A 17,330-nucleotide genomic window follows, 5' to 3' on the forward strand; every position below is an offset into this window, starting at 1 on the left:
TGAAAACGCCCGACCGTTGAGGAACGCGCAACGATGATCGACCTGGTGATGCTCAAGGACTTCCTCGTCCTCTGTCGGATCAAGAGCTTCAGCCGTGCGGCGCAGGAGTGCCATGTCTCCGTGTCCGGGCTCAGCCGGCGTATCCAGACCCTGGAACAGTGGCTCGGCGCGCCGGTCTTCGAGCGCCACAAGCACGCCCTCGAACTGACCGAGGCCGGCCGCCAGTTGCAAGGCGTGGCGCAGGACGCGGTGCGCGCCCTGGACAACCTGCGCCAGTCGATCCGCGAGCGCGACGAAGACGCCCAGCGGCGCATCCGTTTCTGCGCCCCGCACATCCTCTCCTCGGTGTTTTTCCCGCACTGGATTCCGCGTCTGCAGGCGGACTTCCGCAGCGCCAAGTTCAGCGTCGACTGCGATTACCTGCCGCAATGCCTGTCGCGCCTGCGCGACGGCTCGGTGGACTACGTGGTGGCGTTGCTCGACGAAGGCGAGGCGGTGTCGCGCCGCCTGGGCATCGACAGCGAAGCCGAGTTCCAGCGCCTGGAGCTTGGTCACGAACAACTGGTGGCGGTCTGCGCGCCGGACGCCGCCGGCCAGCCGCTGTTCAACCTCGACCGCCTGCAGACCGAAGCGCTGTCGTTCCTCGGCTACTCCGAGGAATGCCACCTGGGCTGGGCCCTGGAACCGCTGCTGCGCGACAGCGGCCTGTTCCTCCAGCGCCATCACAGCTCCAGCCAGACCGAGGGGCTGCGCTTCTTCGCCCAATCGCGCCTGGGCGTCGCCTGGCTGCCGCATACCCTGGTCCGCGAGGACCTCGCCAGCCGTCGCCTGGTGCGCGCCGGCGGCCAGCGCTTCGACGTACCGCTGCGCTACACCCTGATCCGTCGCCGCCTGCCGCTACCCGGCGAGGCCGAACGCCTGTGGACCTTCCTCGGCGAGCTGGCGCGCCCGGCGCCGCGCTACGCGGTGGTCGGCGCGGCCTCCTGAGCCGCCGTCTCGGCCAGCAGGGCGCGGCGGAATTCACCGACCAGGTCGTCCTGCGCCGAACCGCTGCGGCTGACCATCACCAGCTCGCGCTGGAATTCCAGCGCGCCCAGTTCGATCACCCGTACCCGCGCCGGCTCGCGTAGCCACAGCCCGGCCCGGGGCAGCAGCGCCACGCCGAGACCGTTCTCCACCATCCGCGCGATCGCGTCGATCTCGTCCAGCTCCATCACCTGGCGCGGCCTGAGCTGCTGCGCCTCGAGGAAATCGCCCACCAGGCGACCGCCGAAGGACACATGGTCGTAGCGGATGAACGGTTGCGTGCGCAGCAATTCCAGCGCATCCGTCGCGGTGCATTGCGGCGGCGCGATCAGCACGAACGGCTGGCGCTCGACCCGTTGCGCGGAGAGCCCGCGCGGCAGGTTGAACGGCGGGCGGATGAGGATCGCCAGGTCCAGTTCGGCGGCGTCCACCTGGTCCAGCAGGTGCAGCGAGACGCCCGGCACCACCTGCGGCTCGATGTGTGGCGCCTGTTCGGCGAGGCGCTTGAGCACCTCCGGCAGCAGCCCGGTCTGCGCCGTGTTCACCGCACCGATGCGCAGGCGTCCGCGCGGGCTGTCGCCCTGGCCGATGCCGTCGAACAGCGCGAGGATCTGCTCGGCCGTACGCACCGCCTGCCGCCCGGCCTCGTTCAGGTGCGCCGCGCGCGGCGTGCGCTTGAACAACTCGACGCCGACGCTGCGTTCCAGCGCGCGTATCTGCGCGCTCACCGCCGACTGCGTCAGCCCCACCTGTTCCCCCGCCGCGGCGAAGGAGCCCCGGCGCGCCACGGCGACCAGGGTGCGGAGTTCGCGGATCATCCAAGCCTCGAAAAAAGTATTGCTCAGGCGAAATATTATGCGCTTTCCATCGAAATCGGCACGGCAAATAATCCCGGCACACCCACAGAGGAACCACGCCATGAGCCTGATGCCCTTCCACCTCGCCATCCCCGTCCACGACCTGCCGGCCGCCCGGCGCTTCTACGGCGAAGTCTTCGGCCTGAGCGAAGGCCGCTCCGCCGAGCACTGGGTCGACTTCGACTTCTTCGGCCACCAGTTGGTCATCCACCAGCACCCGCAGACCGACTCCCAGCGCCACGCCGGCAGCAACCCGGTGGACGGCCACGACGTGCCGGTGCCGCATTTCGGCGTGGTCCTCGCCTGGGACGACTGGCACGCCCTGGCCGAACGCCTGAAGCAGCGCGGCACCCGCTTCGTGATCGAGCCTTACATCCGCTTCAAGGGCCAGGTCGGCGAGCAGGCCACGCTGTTCCTCTTCGACCCCTGTGGCAACGCGCTGGAGTTCAAGAGCTTCCGCGACCTGGGCCAGTTGTTCGCCAAGTGAGATTGCCGGCACTCCGCCTGGAGGCTGCGCTTACTGCGCGCAGTCCGTGCAGAACTCCAGCGCCGCGCAGCTGGACTGCTCGTCCGGCAGGCTCGATGTCGCGCACTCTTTCTTGCGCACCACGCTGCCCAGCGGCGCCAGCTTGAACCGCTTCGGCGGCGGGCTGGCCGGCTTTGCGCTTTCCGTCCCGTCGAGGTCGGGCTTGAAGGCGTGTTCAAGGTCGCCCAGGCGTTCGTCCAGGGTGGCGGAGGAGGCGAGGGCGGGCGTCAGGGCCAGGATGAGCAGGAGAACGCGGTAGGGCATGGGGTTTCCGGTGTGGGTGGCGATGCGCTGGAGCCGGGCACGGCATCCCCGCATGACGAGGAATCGAAGCGGCCATTCAAGGCGATTGCGTGTTGGCGATGGGATGCGCTCGCCCTCTGTTTGGCATTTTGTGAAGCGCTTCGCACCTTGCCGGAGCGGCACCTTGTACGGGCAAAACCGTCACCGCACAGTCCCCTTCCACCTTCATCCCCCTGCGACGCACCTCGCAATGCAACCAGCATCCCGGCTGCGCCACCCTCTACCTGGACTGCAGCGCAGCCAGCGAAGATCTGTTCGACACCGCCCGCCGCCGGCTGGAGTCGGCGATCGGAACGCTGAGCCTCCTTGACCTGCTCGACGAAACCGAAGACCGGCGAAAGCACCGCCGCATCACCGGCTCCTTGCTGTCGCTGTTCGAGGCGGAATACGCACGCAGACACCGATAACCGACGGAGGCGGTAAATGGCCAAGGCTGGGTAGGACTGGGGCTGGAGAGGAGGGGACGGGCCAAGCTCTGTGCTATGCCGGCCTGTATGGGCGAGTAATTTCGACACTTTTTCGACACACGGAATGAGGCTGCCTCGCGGGTCCTGGTGCGTCCATCTGGGACCGGATCGTCTTCAGGACTCCGTGCGCTCGGTCCGTTGTCGGGAAGCGCTCTCTTTGAGTAGGATTCCTTTGATGGAATATTCCCTGGGGGTTATATTTTGTGGCGTGGGATATCGAGTACACCGACGAGTTCGGTGATTGGTGGGGTTCTCTGTCCGAGGATGAGCAGGAGTCGCTAGCTGTGACGGTTCGCTTGCTTGAGGAGCGAGGGCCATCCTTGGGGCACCCCCACAGCAGCGGCATCAATGGCTCCCGCCCTGGCCATATGAGAGAGCTACGGACTCAACACGGCGGGCGACCTTTCCGAACGCTTTACGCGTTTGACCCCAGACGCTCCGCGATACTGCCGATCGGTGGCGACAAGACTGGCGATGATCGTTGGTACGAATTGAACGTGCCCATTGCCGACCGCCTCCATGACGAACACTTGCACTAGCTCCGTGAGGAGGGACTGATCGATGGCTAAGAAATTCTCCGACCTTCGGGCGCAAATGTCGCCTGAGGCACAGGCCCGCGTCGAGGCCAAGGCCCAGAAACTATTGGCTGAAATGCCCCTGAATGAGTTGCGCCAGGCTAGAGGCTTGTCGCAGAAGATGCTGTCTGAAGTGCTGCAGGTGCAGCAGCCGGCAATTGCCAAGATGGAGCGGCGTACGGATATGTACATCTCCACCTTGCGCAGCCACATCGAAGCCATGGGCGGCCATCTGGAAGTGATTGCACGCTTCCCGGATGGCGCGGTGAAAATCAGCAACTTCGCTGATATCGAAGAGGCGGGCGCCTAAGGCTATTCGTTACGACAGTTCTTCGACTTCAAAGCCTTAGAGCTGTTTCCAATTTAAAGGTATTTTAGATATCACCGATAAGAAGTAAATGACGCCAATGGAGATGGTCTTATGGGTTTGAAGAAGTTTTAGTAAGGTGTAAAGAAGACAGATTTTGAGTTTGAGTTTGGGTTTCGAGTCGCGAATCTATTAAAGAGGGATGGTTGTTGAATAATAAGTAATAGATACTGTTTGGGTGATATTGAAGGCACGATTAGATAGGTTGAATTCTTGCTTGTAAGCACTCTTGTGAGGTGCAGATATTTTTTCTGTCAGGCTCGCCTCATAGGGAGTGTAGCCTTGGCGAGCACTTTTGATCCCAGAAAACGTAAGCCCCTACGGGCGCTCCGGCAGTGAGTTCGTCGCGTCCAAGCATGGCTCAGTGTTGAGCAATTTGTCGCGCCAGCGGGGGAGTTCGCTGTCTTCCACATCCAGCCGTTTCAGCCATTGATCGGCCGCCCAGCCCACCAGCCGCAATTCGCCGTCGTGGGAGCCGCCGTGTAGCGAGCCGACGGTTTCATAGCGAATGCCTTTGAGCGCGTGGTTCAGCAGCACATACGGAGCGGGTCTGGAGTCTTCCGCATCACCCGCGATATAGGGATAGGCACCGGCCTGGATTACCACGCCATCGCCGTAGCGGTAGAAGGCAAAGTGGCTGGAGGGCAGTTGCGCACGCAGGGCATCGAGCCCGCCGGCCAGCGCCAGGCGCTCGTTGTTCAGGAGGGTTAGCCAACTGACAGTTTTGATTCTTGTAGGTTTGAACTCGGGAGTATTGGCCAGCAGACAAGCCGTCCCTACATCCAAACCCGGCATACGCGCCGCCATAAAGGCTTCGGAGGGCTCGTCATTGTCCCAACTGGTCGGCGAGAGATTGTAGGCATGCCCCGCATACCCCTGCTCCGGCTCTAGTCGCCGTGCGAAGTCAATAAACAGCTGTAGGAAATCCAATGGCTGCCGCTCTTGATATAGCAGAGGTACGGAGAACTCCAGAACACTAAGATCATGGCCCATTTTGGCTTGCCAGCTCCGCTTGCCGTAAATATCAAACAGCCAGGCGCCTGCATCGCGGGATTTCTTGCCGCTGGTGTAGCAGAAGCTGAGATGATCGTCTTCATCCATTGCCCCCATCATCTCGCGCAGTGGTTGGGTGTCACGGTATGCGGTCAGTGGCTTTCCTTGTGCAGGCTCTTCACGCCAGAGCCAGGTGAGGTGAGGCTCTGCTAGGCGCTTGAACTCATCGAAGCATTGGCATAATGACTCACGTACCAGTGGGGTATGGGCATCTTTGAAGTAGAGAGTACCGCGTAGACAAAGCACGGCACCGATATAGTCTTCGGGGCCGCCCTTCATCAACAGGTTGCCGGCTATTTCCAGTAGATGGGGTTGCTTGGCTAACTCTGCAGCCAGATCGAATGGCTGTTCCATGGGCTTTTCCTCTTGATCAATAGGCGGGAATCATCGGGCGAGGGGAACGGCCTCGGGTCAAGACGAACATCACTCCACCTGCGATGGCGACGGCCCACCCTGCTTGCTCTACTGGCACCTTGGATCGTTGATTTTCCTGGCCACAGTCGCAGTCGGAGGGTTTCATTTCAACAATCTTGTTCTTGTTGCCGGCAATCGCTGCATAATCCTCAAGTTGTTCCCTATTATGTGGGTCAGGCGGAAACTTCATCTCCACCACCTGTTTGATATTGTCCTGGGTTGGCGGCCTGTTGGGATTCTGAACGATGATCACGTCGGGCCTGCGAATCATTCCTTTCCCTGGCTTGAACGGCGGATGCTCCGGATCTTCATCCCAATACTTGCTGATCCATCCCGGTATCCAGCCATGTGGACTGTTACCGGTCTGGCTATCGAGAATCGGCTGCGGTGGGTTCTTGGTCATGTCGTAGCTGACCTCGGGCTTGTAGGGGCTGCGTCCCTGGAGAATTTCGTCCAACTCTCCCAGCCGCTGTGCCACGCACGCCTGCTTGAGGCTTTTTCCATCCTGGCTGAGGTTGGGCGTGCTGCTGCAATGGCAGACCGCCGAGCACAGCACCTTCTTGTCCTGCGGATCGAGTCTGGGTTCCAGGGTGCCGACGGGGTTGGTCCTGCCTTCGGGGCTCATGCCTCCCCGGGACAGGCTGGGCTGGTCGCTCATGCGTCGCCCCTCTGCACCAGGTCGATGTAGAGGGTCTCCCGGTGGGGCGCTCGATCCAGGAGGTCATGCCGTCGGCATCCGTGGTGTCGAAGGCATTCCAGCCGCCACTCGACCAGACCCTGACCCGGCGTCCGGCGACGGGCTTGCCCGTTTCGTGGTCGATGAGCTGGAAGCGCCCGGAACAGGGCACGCTGTTGCGGTTAAGGGGAAGGGCGGGAGTGCGCGGGGCGGGCGTGAAGACGTCGCCGATGAGTACCGTCCCCGAGCCGCCGATCACCACGTTGCCGTGCGCCCCGATACTACCCAGCGTCACCGCCGGCAGGCCGTTGATGAGTACCGTCGACGAAACGGCTGAGATCATCGGGCTTCCGCAGGCTGAGACGTCGCCTTGCCGTGCTGCCGGCAGGCCGTCGAAAACGACGTCGGGAGAACCGTGGGCGATGGGGTTGCTGCCATGCCCTGGCACTGGACAGGTCGTTGGATCGGTGACGCGGGCGGCGGGTTTTCCACTCATATGCGGGTCCTTGCATCAGTGAGATGTGCTGGCCGCTCTGGCGGCCAATTCGGGATTGAACGAGTCGGCACCTATCGCCAGCGGAAGAAACGCAGAAGGGGACTTCTCCTTGTCCCACCTCCCGGCATCGGTTTCTTCTCCGGCCCGCCGAGGACCGTAGCGAGGTGCGCCGGTCAGTCTTGAGGGTGCGACGCGGAAGCGCCGGCTACCTGCAGCGCTGCAACTTCCAGCCGGGCGTCGCGGCGGGTCTGTTCCGTATGGCCCTGGATGATGCCGGGAATCAGGAAGGCATCGACGATCCACCAGATGCCGGTAATGATCAGGGGGAACAGGGTGAAACAACCGATCAGCGTGATGATCAGTTGGGTAACCGCCGTGCCGGTTTTCCCCAGGTAGAAGCGGTGTGCGCCGAAACCGCCCAGGAAGAACCACAGAAGATAGGCGGTGCCGGTGGATTTCTGGGCGTTGGAAACTTTCTGCTCCACGAGCATTTCAGACTGTAGTGACATGAGTTTTCCCACTGCCATGCGGAAGATATGGTGGGAATTGAAACGTTGCCAACGGTGTTTTTTCAAGCGTCCAGTCTGAGGATATTTTTGATTTGTAGTTTTATTGCGGAACTCTGGAAGAGTCGGTCAGGAGTCGGAACTCCTGGGCTTCGTAGAAGTGCTTGAAAGCAACTGGCGAGTGGCTGAAGTTTATTGGCGAAAGGCGTCCGGCCGGGCGCCTTTCGTTCTTGCTCGGTAACTTCATAGTGGCGTGGTTTCGAACTTTATCTTTTGATAGTTCTCGAAAATGAACCTGTCTTCCGGCGACAGGGCCGTTTCGTCGAAGGGCAGGATCGCGCCGTCATGCATGACCTTGTAGTCGCGAGAGGTGATTTTCGTCTCCGCCGTGGTGAATGTACTCATGAAGCGCTTATGGGCATCCCCCTGGAACTCCTTCCTGTGCTGGAGGAAGTAGGCGAAGTCCATGTGCCCAACCATGAAGACGATGCTCCAGTCCTTCCTGGCGGCTATGTCCCATTTCCACATGGCGGAGAGTTTCCGCCTAATGGCCTGGTCGGACTCCCTCAGGGCCTTCTTGAGACAGTCGAAGGCGTAGGTACTGTCTATGTCGAATTCGCAGATGGTCAGGTAGTTCACGAACTTTTCGCCGAAGACACAACTGGAGCCGAGGGTGAAAATCTCGTATCCCGGGTAATACCTGCGAAAGAAATCAAGTTCCGTCAGGAACCAGTCTTCCAGTGCGGGTCGGCTGCTCTTTCCGTAGACGTTCTTGACGATGTCTGGCGTATATTCGAACCCTTCGCTGGTGCAGGTCAGAACGTTCTTCTCATCTTTGGCGATGACTATCCTGTTTTTTGCTCCTTTCGGTTCCTTTTTCATTTTTCTTGTCCTTCGAGCGTCTGTGGAGGCCGGTTTATCGTGTTTTGGAATCTCTGTTTTAGGTTTCGCTTTCCAGGGATATAAGACGCCTGCTTACCCTGGTAGTGAGTGTCTAGCTCAAATTCTTTTTCTTTGCTTGACGAAAAGTATGCGTCGGTTTCTCGGAGGCTCGTTTTCTTGGACGGGGAGTTTCGAACCTGAATCCATGAATGTTTTCCTGCCAGCGTTCCAGAGCCTTGTTGGCGGCGGAATCGAACGGTCTCATTAACAGATTCGGGAAATATCATTCCGCGCGTCCGCAGCCAAAAGAGCGGGCTGGCGAAGCTCGCCGGGTGTCGGTCACGGTAGGGGAGGGAGCAGCAAGGCGAGCCGGCAACAGGAAAGGCCCGGCGCTGGAGGAGCAGGCAAGGGACTGGGCAAAGAAAAAGCCCCTGAAATTCACTAGGAAAATCAGTGGCTTATCGTTTGCGTTTGGTGGAGCCGGGGGGACTTGAACCCGTTTTCACCGCGGGTGATTGTTGGACTACCTTGTGCAATGCCTGTGATTTCGGGGCTTTTACCTAGGTAAAATTGGATTGTGATGAGCAGTGTCGGCATTTTTTTCGACTTTTTTTCGACTTTTTTCGACACAACCGCCGAAGCTATTCATCTATTCATCTATTCATCTATTCATCTATTCATCTATTCATCTATTCATCTATTCATCTATTCAGCGACTCCAATACTGTCTAGGAGGGAGCTGTACTGGTCTGGATCGTTGAGCCGAAGACGCTCAATTATGTGGGTTGCGGCGCGCTTCATCTCGGGAACCTCAGTCGGAGTGGCTCCTCGCTCAAAGACTCCCGCTAAGTGAGAGTACTCATTATTAATTCGATCTGTAAGGATGGCGGGTATGTTTTCTCCGAAGAAAGCCTCCATTGTCTCATCTGTCATGCCTTTATTTGGGTATTTATAATAAAGGTATATTTCAAAGAATTTTCGGGCATTATTGCCGAAGTTGTAGTATGCGGTGTAATTTTGATCATCTATAATGTCAATTGAGGCGCAGGTGTGAATCTGGCTAAATAAGTAGTTGAATTCAGTGACGAAATTCTTCAGGTAATCAGGCATTACCTTTATTTCGCTGAAGTCACCTGCCCTATTGATGGTGAAGTATTGAGATTCTTTTTTGTTTCCAGCGCCAGGTAGCCTCTTTAGGTATTTTAAAAAGTCCAAGTTGTGGGTGGATACAAAAATTTGCTTGAAGCGACTGCGTTCTTTTATTTCGCCTCCGTCGTCATACTTCTCTGGCTCAATGATCTCTGAATGAATCAGGCTATAGGTGAAAAATATATGATTTGAATCTAGACTGCAGATTGGGTCGTCTATCCAAATTATAGGTTGAGTTCCTTTTGTTTCATAGTCGCTTAGCTTGGCCAAGAAGTAACAGAAGGCGATAAGACTGCATTCCCCTTCGCTGAGATGAAAGGCTTTCTTTCCGCTTCTGGTTACTTCGAATCTATAGCCGCCAGAAGTGGCTAGTCCGCTGTTTTCAAAGGCCTCAAGTTTCAATGAGTTGTGTCCAAAGAAACTATTTAAGTATTCATTTACTTTGTCGGCCCCCTTGCTCTCATCTTTCAGTTGAGACTTCAGGTCTTTAATCTCTAGCTCGGTTTTTTTTACCGCTATCTGTGCAGCTTCTTTTACCTCAGCGGCTGCGCTCTTGTTGCTTTCAAGAGTGTCTATAGCCTCAGCTTCTTCCGAGTACTTTATGTCGACATAAAAGGTGTAAACCTCGTTAAGGCGAAGCAAATGTCGTGCTTGTTTTTGCTCTGTAACTAGCTTGGTTGCAAAGTCGTTTGATTGCTCGCGAAGAGCTTCATATTCATCATGTAGACTATTTAGATCTGAGCCTGATCTGGCCGGTTGCGAGTAAACTAAAGGCGAGTGGATTTCAGTAAGGCGAGTAGATAGCTGGGAAGTTAGTGAGTCCAAGGCCGTCTGGTAATTTTTGGCCTCCTGATTAAATTCACTTTCCAGTTCATCAAGAGATTTGGTGAAGTTTGCGTAGAAATCGGACCTCTTGATTTTTAATAGCCCCGGTATCCGGTCGCTCTCTTTGTTCAGTAGCTTAATCGTAGCTTCAATTTCAACTCTGAGGTTCTCAGACTGCAAATTAAAGTGTTGGTCTAATTTTTCCCAGAGATCAGCAGGGAGTTGATTGCCACAGAACCCACAGGACTCCCGTCTTCCCCGGTGCAATTCGCGGCCACTTCGTACCCAGGACTCAAGTGCTGCATCACCTAGAAGTTCTTGCAAGGGGTTCGCGATCGTAATCTTCCGTTCGACTAGCTCTTTAACCTTTTCGGCTAGTCCTGAAAGCTTCAGCTCAAATGAGGCTAGAGGCGGAATTTCTTCTTTGGCGTCCTCTCGTAGTAAGGCGTGATACTCATCTGATTGTTCTTGTGATAATGCTGAGTAGCCTTTACTTGAAACTGCTGAAATGTCTGCTTTTAGCTTGTTTACATTGTAATTTGCATCGCCAAATAGTTTGTTGTGCTTTATTCCTGTTCCTGCTTTGTTTGCCTTGTCCTTAAGCTTTGTCTCCAGTGCTTCACTCTTTAAGTTAAGTTTTGCAATTGCTGCATTGTATTTGATTTCTGCGTCGCGGTATTTTCCTAAGAGAGAAGCAGTGTCTTCGGGGCTGCCCAGCTTGTTCATAAGTTCAAGGATTTCATTCTCGATTCGTGCGTTATCCTCACCGAGAATTGCGAAAGAGTTTATTGACTCTGATTCGTTACCTATAAAGCGGAGATTTTCTCGGACAAAATCTTCATTGAATACCCGAATGCACTCACCGTGTGCTGTAAGTGATGTGCTAGTGGCGCTAGCTAAGTCGCGAAAGCTTACTTTGAATTCTGGCTGGTTGTAATTGCTAGACAGTGTACCTGTCTCTAGGGCTCTAACTATTCGAGATAGAGTTGTTTTGCCTGAATAGTTTCGGCCGTATATTATATTTACTGTTTTGAATTCGGCGACGTTATTGCCCTTGTCACGAACGGATTTGCTCCATGAGAAATCCTTGAAAACAGCCATGTTTTTTATTGCGTCAATGCTCTTTATTTGTCCCTTCATTTTTTACTCCATGTGAATGTGTTTGTTTCACTTTGCGGGGTGATAAGCGGTTTTATAAAAAGTCCCCGAATGATAGGAGAGCTGAAAGATTTATTCCCCGCATGCTTCTGCCTTTTTCTTCATTGTTCTCTGCGAAGGGTTCTGATCATTTTGCTGCCACCAGAACTGGCACTGGGATGATTTGAAGCGTTTTTCCTGATCCGCTCGGGCTTGTTCTGCCTGCAATTGAACAAGCTGTTCAGCGCGCCGCTGTTCTCTTGCCTCTTCCTCTACCGCCATTCGCTGCTGCATTTCTGCCTGTGCGCGTCTGGTGTCTTGCTCGGCTTGCTGCATGGTCTGCTGCATGTAGGCGGCAGCTTCGTTGAAGGCGGCCTTGATGCGTTGTTCCTGGATGTAGTCGTAGAGAAGCTTCCCGCCCCACAGGCCGCCGACGATGATGATGGCGGCCAGGATGATGGCGTGGCTGGGGTCCATGGGAGTGTGGGCGTGGCGAGGTGGCGCGGCTTTCCGGCCCCGACGTTCGTTGCGATCGTCGATTTCCTCGTCCATGTCGAAGCTCAGGCTTTTGAGCTGCTCGTCAATTTCGCGCTTTTCCATGCACGTTGCGTCCTTGCTTGCTGGCGGACTCAGGGTCTACGTGGGTCGATTCTAACCGGCATGTAGGATGATGGCATCTTGAAAGTACGACAGTGCTGAAACGCCCGTTTCGGCCTTGTAGCGCTTCTGCGCTCTGCCATGTTGCGTCGGCCAGTAGCCGCAACATGGAGCGAGCGATGAGCTATCTCGTACTTCAGCGTCATGCTGACCTGCCCCCAGTTTTAGTACCGCTGCCTAGTTAGTAGGCCCTGGGGTTGATATTAATTTTTCCTGCTTCAGCTGCTGCTGGCGAGTTCGCCAACTTGCAGCAAATTCTGCCAGGGTGAGATTGCCAATCGCGCTGTGCGGTCGGTGTTCGTTGTAATCCCGCCGCCAGGCCGCGATGCGGATTCTCGCTTCGGCCAGCGAACAGAACCAGTGCTCATTGAGGCATTCGTCCCGGAACTTACCGTTGAACGACTCGATGAAGGCATTCTGCGTGGGCTTACCAGGCTGAATCAGCTTCAGCTTGATGTCGCGCTGATAGGCCCATTGATCGAGTGCCTTGCCGGTGAACTCGGGCCCCTGGTCGGTGCGGATCGCTTTCGGGTAGCCGCGAAACCGCGCCATCTCGTCCAGCGCCCGTGTGACGCGAAAGCCGCTGATACCGTGCTCCACCAGGATGCCGACCGACTCCTTGGTGAAGTCATCGACCACCGTCAGGCATTTGATCCGCCGCCCGGTGCTCAGTGCATCGAAGACGAAGTCCATCGACCAGACCTGGTTTGGTGCGCTCGGCAAACTCAGACGTTCGCGCTCCACCGCGACGCCATGGCGGCGCCGCCGCCGTTTCACCATCAAGCCGGCAGCGCGGTACAGGCGATAGATCCGCTTGTGGTTGACCTGCACGCCAGCACGCCGCAGCAGGATGTGCAGGCGGCGATAGCCAAAGCGCCGGCGCTCTTGGGCCAGTTCCACCAGTTGGGCTTGCAGCTCGGTGTTTTGCACACTGGCTCGCGGCTGGTAGCGCAACACCGAGCGGAACAGCCCGATCAACTGACAGGCACGACGCTCGGAGATGCCGGTTCGCGCCTGCATCTCCTGCACCGCCTCCCGCCGTGCTGTCGGGCTTACCCTTTTCCCCGAGCGACCACTTTCAGCGACTCGATGTCGAGGTGGGCCTCGGCGAGCAATTTCTTCAATCGGCTGTTTTCCAGTTCAAGATCCTTCAACCGTTTGGCGTCCGCCACGGTCATACCGCCAAACTTCGCCCGCCAAGTGTAGAACGAGGCATCACTGAAGCCGTGTCGGCGACACAGTTCCTTCACCGGCACACCGGCCTCCGCCTGCTTGAGGAAGTCGAGAATCTGCTCTTCGGTAAAACGCTTTTTCACTGCCGTCTCCTGCTCGGAAAACGGACTCTACTAAGTTTGACGTGGTACTGAAATCGGGGGGGGGGCAGGTCACAAAACCGAAAGATCGGCGCCGATTCTCTGAACTGGTCCTGCTTTGGTATGAACTGCACGGCCACTCCCTGCGCGATGGAAAGCGGCGCTTGTCGAAGCTCCAGCAATTGACGGTTCGTTTGGGTGATCCGGTAGGGGCTGCACTCGATGCGTCTAGCTATGCGCAACTGCGCCGCAAACGGCTAGAGAATGGGATATCCGGGAAGACGTTGAATAACGAATTGGGCTATGTGCGGGCCGTATTCAACGAATTGAAAGACCTGGGCCAGATTGACTATGCCAACCCGTTGGTAGGGGTGAAACCTTTAAAGCTCCAAGAGCGTGAGCTTTCTTGGCTGACGACAGAACAAATCACGGAGTTGCTAGAAGCGATTCGCAGCGGCAGTGACAACCCCCATACGGAACTGGTGACATTGCTTTGTCTTGCCACGGGGGGCCGTTGGTCTGAGGCGGAAAAGCTGATTCCACAACGGCTACAGGGCAACGTCGTGACCTATGCCGGAACGAAGTCGGGGAGGGTGCGCCACGTTCCGATCCCCACCGAGTTGGCCGACAAGATCAGGGTGCATTGGCGAACGCACGGCCTGTTCTCGTCCTGTATTACCTCGTTCCGCCGCGCCCTAGAGCGGACCACAATTCGGCTACCGAAAGGGCAGGCGAGCCACGCCCTACGACATACCTTCGCCAGTCATTTTATGATGAATGGGGGCAACATTCTCACTCTTCAGAAAATCCTTGGGCATTCGACCCTGACGATGACCATGCGATATGCAAATCTATCGCCTGATCATCTTCAGGACTCAATAAAGTTTGGGCCTCTCTGTACGGGTCGCTACATGTTGTAGTACTTGGAGCTGAACGAAACTGAAAGTGGGCCTTCGTCACAATCACAGCTGACGCTAACCTTAAGTCGCCGTTTGTGATCGTAGTAAGTGTGGAAATAGGTTTTCTTCCGCACGAATTCAAGCTCAGATAGGCTAATGCTCAGTGCGCCGAGTAGCGGTTCGGAATCGAATTCTTGGTTCTGAAAGTGAGGTGCAGTTGCTTTAAATTCGACTGATATAAAACTGATGTAATTTCCTTCTGCCTCTAGAATCATTCTGCAATCAGCGTTTTCAATAATAATATTGCCCACGTCGTTAGCCTTTCCGCTAACCTCCTTCTCGGCTCGCTCAATGGACATACCGATGTATTGGAAAGGACGGTGATAAGGCCTGCTCATGAGCGGTAAGGTGCTGAAAAACGCCTTATCAGTTGATGTTTTTAGGCTGTGCTGTGTTTTTTGCGGGTTCAATATGTTTTTATTGTAGACAATCCCCATGTCTTTTACGAGTCGTTTGAATGATTCCTCGTATAGCGATTCGTCCTTGAAGTCTGCATATAGCTTTCCTGGAAGTAATCCCGGTAGTTCGCACTCTTTTACAACAATGGGTAGTACTTTTATGCTTTTTCCAGATATTTGCTGCGACATTGCAACGTCAAGTTCGTTAGCTACCCAGGGCGCGATTATAGAGTTTGGGGAGACTATAACTGCGAAGTAATCAGAGTTGTCGATACCCTCTCTAATCTTCTGGATCAGCGAGTCACCTATCTTCATTTCCGCTTCATCCACCCAGCACTTCACATTATGCCCCTCAAGGTCAGCGGCTAGCTTGCGAACGAAGGGCTTGTCGTGATGGTTGTGACTCAAGAACACTCTGACGGTCATGGCTTGCTAGTCCTTTTGCAACTGGTGACGGGGCCGAGCTCAAGGATGCGGTGAGACGAGACAGCTACCCGCCGATGGTAGTCATGAGCTCCGAACCAACATTTTCGACATTTCTTCGACGGTTTGCAGCAGAAATGAAAAAGCCCCTGAAATTCACTAGGAAAATCAGGGGCTTATCGTTTGTGTTTGGTGGAGCCGGGGGGATTTGAACCCCCGTCCGCCAGCTCTCCGCTATCGGTTCTACATGCTTAGCCAGCTCTACTGAGTTAACTCCGCGCCGCCCGAGTGGCAGGGTGCTTGGAGCGAGCTGTATGAGTTTTAGCCGTTACGTCTACAGCGAACTTGGCGGCGATCCTGTTCTATCTGACAGTCGTTTCGGGTTTACAGGCATCCCCTAGCGACTGCTAGCCGCATTAAGCAGCTAGAGCGTAGTTGTCGTCGTTGGCAACTATAAGTTTGCAGCAGCGAATTTACGAGTTCTGCTACCAGCTCGGCATGCCCCTCAAGTTTTGTTACCGGCGTCGAATCCTAATCGGCCCCAAAACCTTGACAGGTCGACGACCAGTCTACGGCAAAGGGCTGCGAGAGTCCAATCCGCCGCTCATAAACCGTTGACGCCGCTGGGTTTCCCCTCCGGAGGCGGGCTCAGGTCCAGGGGTTTGTCCGGTGCCTTGGCGTTCCGCCCGGGCGCCAGCTGTTTTTCCACGTCGGCCTGGATCGCCTGCAACACCGGTTGCAGGTCGCGCATGTTGTCGCGGACCTCGGGGTAAGGGTGGTCCTTGGCGAAACCGGCGATGCGTTCCAGCAACTGGGCGCGCACCGGGGAGGGCAGGTGGATGAACAGCTCGGGCATTTCCTTGGCCAGTTCGGCGGAGTAGAGCACCAGGTCCTGGCGCTCGAACTGGGCGGTGAGGCCGAGGTAGTCGAGGGCGCTGCCGGTGAGCATCGCCGCGGCCGCCTTGGTTTCCTGCATGCCCTGCAGGCGCGCGGGGTTGCGCTGTTCGGCCTGGGACAGGGTCATCCAGAATTCGACGGTGAGGGTGAACAGGATCGACTGCTCGCGCAGCGAGTAGCTCATCAGGCCCAGCGCTTCGGCGCCGTAGGGCTGCTTGGCGGCGCGGAAGTCGAAGTACAGGCGCATCAGCTCCTTGAGCTTGAACAGCACTTCGCGGGCCTCGTTCTGGCGGATCTCCAGGGGGCTGTAGATGTTCAGCTGCGGGCGGAAGTTTTCCTCGCTGACCATGCGCAGGTAGAGCGGCCCGGTGAATTCGCCGCTGCGTCGCGGCAGGGCGTTCTTCTGGGTTTCCTCGATCTTCTTCAGGGCGTCGATCAGCACCTGGTAGTCGTGGCTGTCCCAGGGCTTCTGGATGTCCGGGATGCGCTGGCCGAGGTAGTAGAGGTCGGCGGCCGCGAGCGGGCGGCCGAGAACCAGTAAAAGGATGGCCAGCGGCCAGAGCAGGCGGCGTGATAGGGTCGGCACGGACTTTCCTTGCGGGGCGCGTGGATCGGCCTAGGTTAGCGATGGCCGGGGCCGCCGTCACCCCGCGCTTCGATTGGGGCGGACGGGATGGCAACGGCGCAGTGGGACGGCTTGCAGGCGGTATTCGAGGACCTCGGCGGCTACGGCGCGCTGGCGCGCCAGGCGGCGCAGGGCGAGGGGCCGCTGGTGGGGCATCTGCAACGGACCAACATCCAGCTCGCGGCGATCCCGGTGTTCACCCGCAAGGGAGTCGCCGAGACCACGGTCAACGACCTGCTGGAGGCGGCGCGGGTCTCGCGGCGGACTTTCTACAAGTATTTCGCCGGCAAGCTGGAGGTGCTGGAAAGCATCTACCACAGCGCCGTGCAATTGCTGCTGGCGCGCTTCGGCGGGCTGCGCAGCGAGGCCGGCAGCGACGAGGACTGGCTGCGGGCGATGGTCTCGCTGTTCTTCGACTACCACCTGGCGGTCGGTCCGATCATCCGCATGATGCAGGAGGAGGCCCTGCATGCCGGCTCGCCGCTGGCGGCGCACCGGCAGCGCGCGCACCTGAAGATTATCGAGCTGTGGGCCGAGCGCCTGGGCGCCCAGGGCGCGGCCCACGATGCGCTGACCTACCGGGTGCTGATCTGGGCGATGGAGGCGGCTTCGCTGGAGCTGCTCAATGCCAGCGACCCGCTGGAGCTGCCGCGGGTCAAGCGGGTGCTCGGCGACCTGCTGGTGGGTACGCTCTGTCCCAGCACCCAGGCTCCGACGAGACTGCAAGGGTAACAGCCGGGCAATCGCCGCTCGCGCCTACAGAACCTAGGTTGGGCTCGCAGCCCGCCGTGGCCATGCT

The 17,330-nt window shown here is 57.2% G+C and carries 18 protein-coding genes, 1 other RNA gene and 1 pseudogene; 7 read left to right on the forward strand and 13 right to left on the reverse strand.

The features are described from left to right. Positions 1–33: 33 nt before the first annotated feature. Positions 34–987: a LysR family transcriptional regulator gene (locus FOC67_RS04510; protein WP_003085661.1), complete on the forward strand. Its 954-nt coding sequence runs from the start codon at positions 34–36 to the stop codon at positions 985–987. On the opposite strand, the gene FOC67_RS04515 is transcribed toward FOC67_RS04510, so the two are convergent. Continuing rightward, positions 960–1,844, reverse strand: coding sequence for a LysR substrate-binding domain-containing protein (locus FOC67_RS04515; RefSeq protein ID WP_003140892.1), 885 nt, complete (start codon positions 1,842–1,844; stop codon positions 960–962). The two genes, FOC67_RS04510 and FOC67_RS04515, sit on opposite strands and share 28 nt — an antisense overlap. A gap of 100 nt (positions 1,845–1,944) precedes the next feature. On the opposite strand from FOC67_RS04515, the gene FOC67_RS04520 reads away from it, so the two are divergent. After that, positions 1,945–2,370 carry a VOC family protein gene (locus tag FOC67_RS04520; protein WP_003111827.1) on the forward strand — a complete coding sequence of 142 codons (426 nt, stop codon included), beginning with the start codon at positions 1,945–1,947 and terminating at the stop codon, positions 2,368–2,370. 30 nt (positions 2,371–2,400) lie between these two features. Here FOC67_RS04520 and FOC67_RS04525 read toward each other — a convergent pair whose 3' ends face one another. Next, a complete protein-coding gene (locus FOC67_RS04525; RefSeq protein ID WP_009315277.1) occupies positions 2,401–2,673 on the reverse strand; it encodes a hypothetical protein in 273 nt (90 codons plus the stop codon). Between the two features lie 206 nt (positions 2,674–2,879). Here FOC67_RS04525 and FOC67_RS04530 point away from each other — a divergent pair, with 206 nt between their 5' ends. From FOC67_RS04530 to FOC67_RS04540, 3 genes are all read left to right on the forward strand, one after another. Further along, positions 2,880–3,119, forward strand: a complete 240-nt coding sequence (locus FOC67_RS04530) for a hypothetical protein (protein WP_049877205.1) — start codon at positions 2,880–2,882, stop codon at positions 3,117–3,119. Between the two features lie 263 nt (positions 3,120–3,382). Continuing rightward, positions 3,383–3,718 carry a type II toxin-antitoxin system RelE/ParE family toxin gene (locus FOC67_RS04535; RefSeq protein WP_031627689.1) on the forward strand — a complete coding sequence of 112 codons (336 nt, stop codon included), beginning with the start codon at positions 3,383–3,385 and terminating at the stop codon, positions 3,716–3,718. 22 nt (positions 3,719–3,740) lie between these two features. Further along, positions 3,741–4,064: an XRE family transcriptional regulator gene (locus FOC67_RS04540; RefSeq protein WP_009315278.1), complete on the forward strand. Its 324-nt coding sequence runs from the start codon at positions 3,741–3,743 to the stop codon at positions 4,062–4,064. 375 nt (positions 4,065–4,439) lie between these two features. Here the strand turns inward: FOC67_RS04540 and FOC67_RS04545 are convergent, their stop codons facing one another. The 8 genes and pseudogenes from FOC67_RS04545 to FOC67_RS04580 all read right to left on the reverse strand — a co-directional run bounded on the left by FOC67_RS04545 (position 4,440) and on the right by FOC67_RS04580 (position 13,232). Then, positions 4,440–5,528: a DUF3396 domain-containing protein gene (locus tag FOC67_RS04545; protein ID WP_009315279.1), complete on the reverse strand. Its 1,089-nt coding sequence runs from the start codon at positions 5,526–5,528 to the stop codon at positions 4,440–4,442. Positions 5,529–5,544: 16 nt separating this feature from the next. Next, complete coding sequence (locus FOC67_RS04550) at positions 5,545–6,246, reverse strand: VRR-NUC domain-containing protein (protein WP_009315280.1); 702 nt, start codon at positions 6,244–6,246, stop codon at positions 5,545–5,547. Next, positions 6,243–6,760 (reverse strand): annotated as a pseudogene (locus tag FOC67_RS04555) (PAAR domain-containing protein). Before FOC67_RS04555 ends, FOC67_RS04550 begins: the two are co-directional and overlap by 4 nt. Positions 6,761–6,933: 173 nt before the next feature. Continuing rightward, positions 6,934–7,269, reverse strand: coding sequence for a TM2 domain-containing protein (locus FOC67_RS04560; RefSeq protein ID WP_003140884.1), 336 nt, complete (start codon positions 7,267–7,269; stop codon positions 6,934–6,936). 240 nt (positions 7,270–7,509) lie between these two features. Further along, complete coding sequence (locus FOC67_RS04565; protein ID WP_003109444.1) at positions 7,510–8,148, reverse strand: hypothetical protein; 639 nt, start codon at positions 8,146–8,148, stop codon at positions 7,510–7,512. 705 nt (positions 8,149–8,853) lie between these two features. Beyond that, positions 8,854–11,262, reverse strand: a complete 2,409-nt coding sequence (locus FOC67_RS04570) for an AAA family ATPase (protein ID WP_009315281.1) — start codon at positions 11,260–11,262, stop codon at positions 8,854–8,856. Between the two features lie 90 nt (positions 11,263–11,352). Then, the gene (locus FOC67_RS04575) at positions 11,353–11,859 is read right to left on the reverse strand and encodes a hypothetical protein (protein WP_009315282.1); all 507 of its coding nucleotides are present in this window, start codon (positions 11,857–11,859) and stop codon (positions 11,353–11,355) included. Positions 11,860–12,093: 234 nt separating this feature from the next. Beyond that, positions 12,094–13,232 (reverse strand): IS3-like element ISPa32 family transposase gene (locus FOC67_RS04580; RefSeq protein ID WP_174707710.1). Its coding sequence is split into 2 segments (ribosomal slippage): positions 12,094–12,983 and positions 12,983–13,232, totalling 1,140 coding nucleotides; the frame shifts between segments, so codons are not numbered across the junction. 161 nt (positions 13,233–13,393) lie between these two features. Between FOC67_RS04580 and FOC67_RS04585 the strand changes: the two genes are divergently transcribed. Beyond that, positions 13,394–14,149 carry a tyrosine-type recombinase/integrase gene (locus tag FOC67_RS04585; protein WP_234306245.1) on the forward strand — a complete coding sequence of 252 codons (756 nt, stop codon included), beginning with the start codon at positions 13,394–13,396 and terminating at the stop codon, positions 14,147–14,149. Here FOC67_RS04585 and FOC67_RS04590 read toward each other — a convergent pair. The 3 genes from FOC67_RS04590 to FOC67_RS04600 all read right to left on the reverse strand — a co-directional run bounded on the left by FOC67_RS04590 (position 14,137) and on the right by FOC67_RS04600 (position 16,492). Further along, entirely contained in the window at positions 14,137–15,012 is an 876-nt protein-coding gene (locus tag FOC67_RS04590; protein WP_009315284.1) for a toll/interleukin-1 receptor domain-containing protein, read from the reverse strand. The two genes, FOC67_RS04585 and FOC67_RS04590, sit on opposite strands and share 13 nt — an antisense overlap. A gap of 187 nt (positions 15,013–15,199) precedes the next feature. Next, positions 15,200–15,552: a transfer-messenger RNA gene (gene ssrA, locus FOC67_RS04595) on the reverse strand. A 61-nt stretch (positions 15,553–15,613) separates the two neighbouring features. After that, positions 15,614–16,492 (reverse strand): hypothetical protein, encoded by an 879-nt coding sequence (locus tag FOC67_RS04600; RefSeq protein ID WP_009315285.1) that lies wholly within the window; start codon positions 16,490–16,492, stop codon positions 15,614–15,616. Between the two features lie 87 nt (positions 16,493–16,579). On the opposite strand from FOC67_RS04600, the gene FOC67_RS04605 reads away from it, so the two are divergent. Further along, on the forward strand, positions 16,580–17,263 hold the full coding sequence (locus tag FOC67_RS04605; protein WP_003085795.1) for a TetR/AcrR family transcriptional regulator: 684 nt from the start codon (positions 16,580–16,582) through the stop codon (positions 17,261–17,263). Positions 17,264–17,330 lie beyond the last annotated feature (67 nt).

The organism is Pseudomonas sp. FDAARGOS_761 (assembly GCF_013343155.1).
Lineage (GTDB): Bacteria > Pseudomonadota > Gammaproteobacteria > Pseudomonadales > Pseudomonadaceae > Pseudomonas > Pseudomonas aeruginosa.

Coding starts and splice junctions, on each gene's coding strand:
- FOC67_RS04510 (WP_003085661.1), top strand. CDS start 34: ATGATCGACCTGGTGATGCTCAAGGACTTCCTCGTCCTCTGTCGGATC.
- FOC67_RS04515 (WP_003140892.1), bottom strand. CDS start 1,844: ATGATCCGCGAACTCCGCACCCTGGTCGCCGTGGCGCGCCGGGGCTCC.
- FOC67_RS04520 (WP_003111827.1), top strand. CDS start 1,945: ATGAGCCTGATGCCCTTCCACCTCGCCATCCCCGTCCACGACCTGCCG.
- FOC67_RS04525 (WP_009315277.1), bottom strand. CDS start 2,673: ATGCCCTACCGCGTTCTCCTGCTCATCCTGGCCCTGACGCCCGCCCTC.
- FOC67_RS04540 (WP_009315278.1), top strand. CDS start 3,741: ATGGCTAAGAAATTCTCCGACCTTCGGGCGCAAATGTCGCCTGAGGCA.
- FOC67_RS04545 (WP_009315279.1), bottom strand. CDS start 5,528: ATGGAACAGCCATTCGATCTGGCTGCAGAGTTAGCCAAGCAACCCCAT.
- FOC67_RS04550 (WP_009315280.1), bottom strand. CDS start 6,246: ATGAGCGACCAGCCCAGCCTGTCCCGGGGAGGCATGAGCCCCGAAGGC.
- FOC67_RS04560 (WP_003140884.1), bottom strand. CDS start 7,269: ATGTCACTACAGTCTGAAATGCTCGTGGAGCAGAAAGTTTCCAACGCC.
- FOC67_RS04565 (WP_003109444.1), bottom strand. CDS start 8,148: ATGAAAAAGGAACCGAAAGGAGCAAAAAACAGGATAGTCATCGCCAAA.
- FOC67_RS04570 (WP_009315281.1), bottom strand. CDS start 11,262: ATGAAGGGACAAATAAAGAGCATTGACGCAATAAAAAACATGGCTGTT.
- FOC67_RS04575 (WP_009315282.1), bottom strand. CDS start 11,859: ATGGAAAAGCGCGAAATTGACGAGCAGCTCAAAAGCCTGAGCTTCGAC.
- FOC67_RS04590 (WP_009315284.1), bottom strand. CDS start 15,012: ATGACCGTCAGAGTGTTCTTGAGTCACAACCATCACGACAAGCCCTTC.
- FOC67_RS04605 (WP_003085795.1), top strand. CDS start 16,580: ATGGCAACGGCGCAGTGGGACGGCTTGCAGGCGGTATTCGAGGACCTC.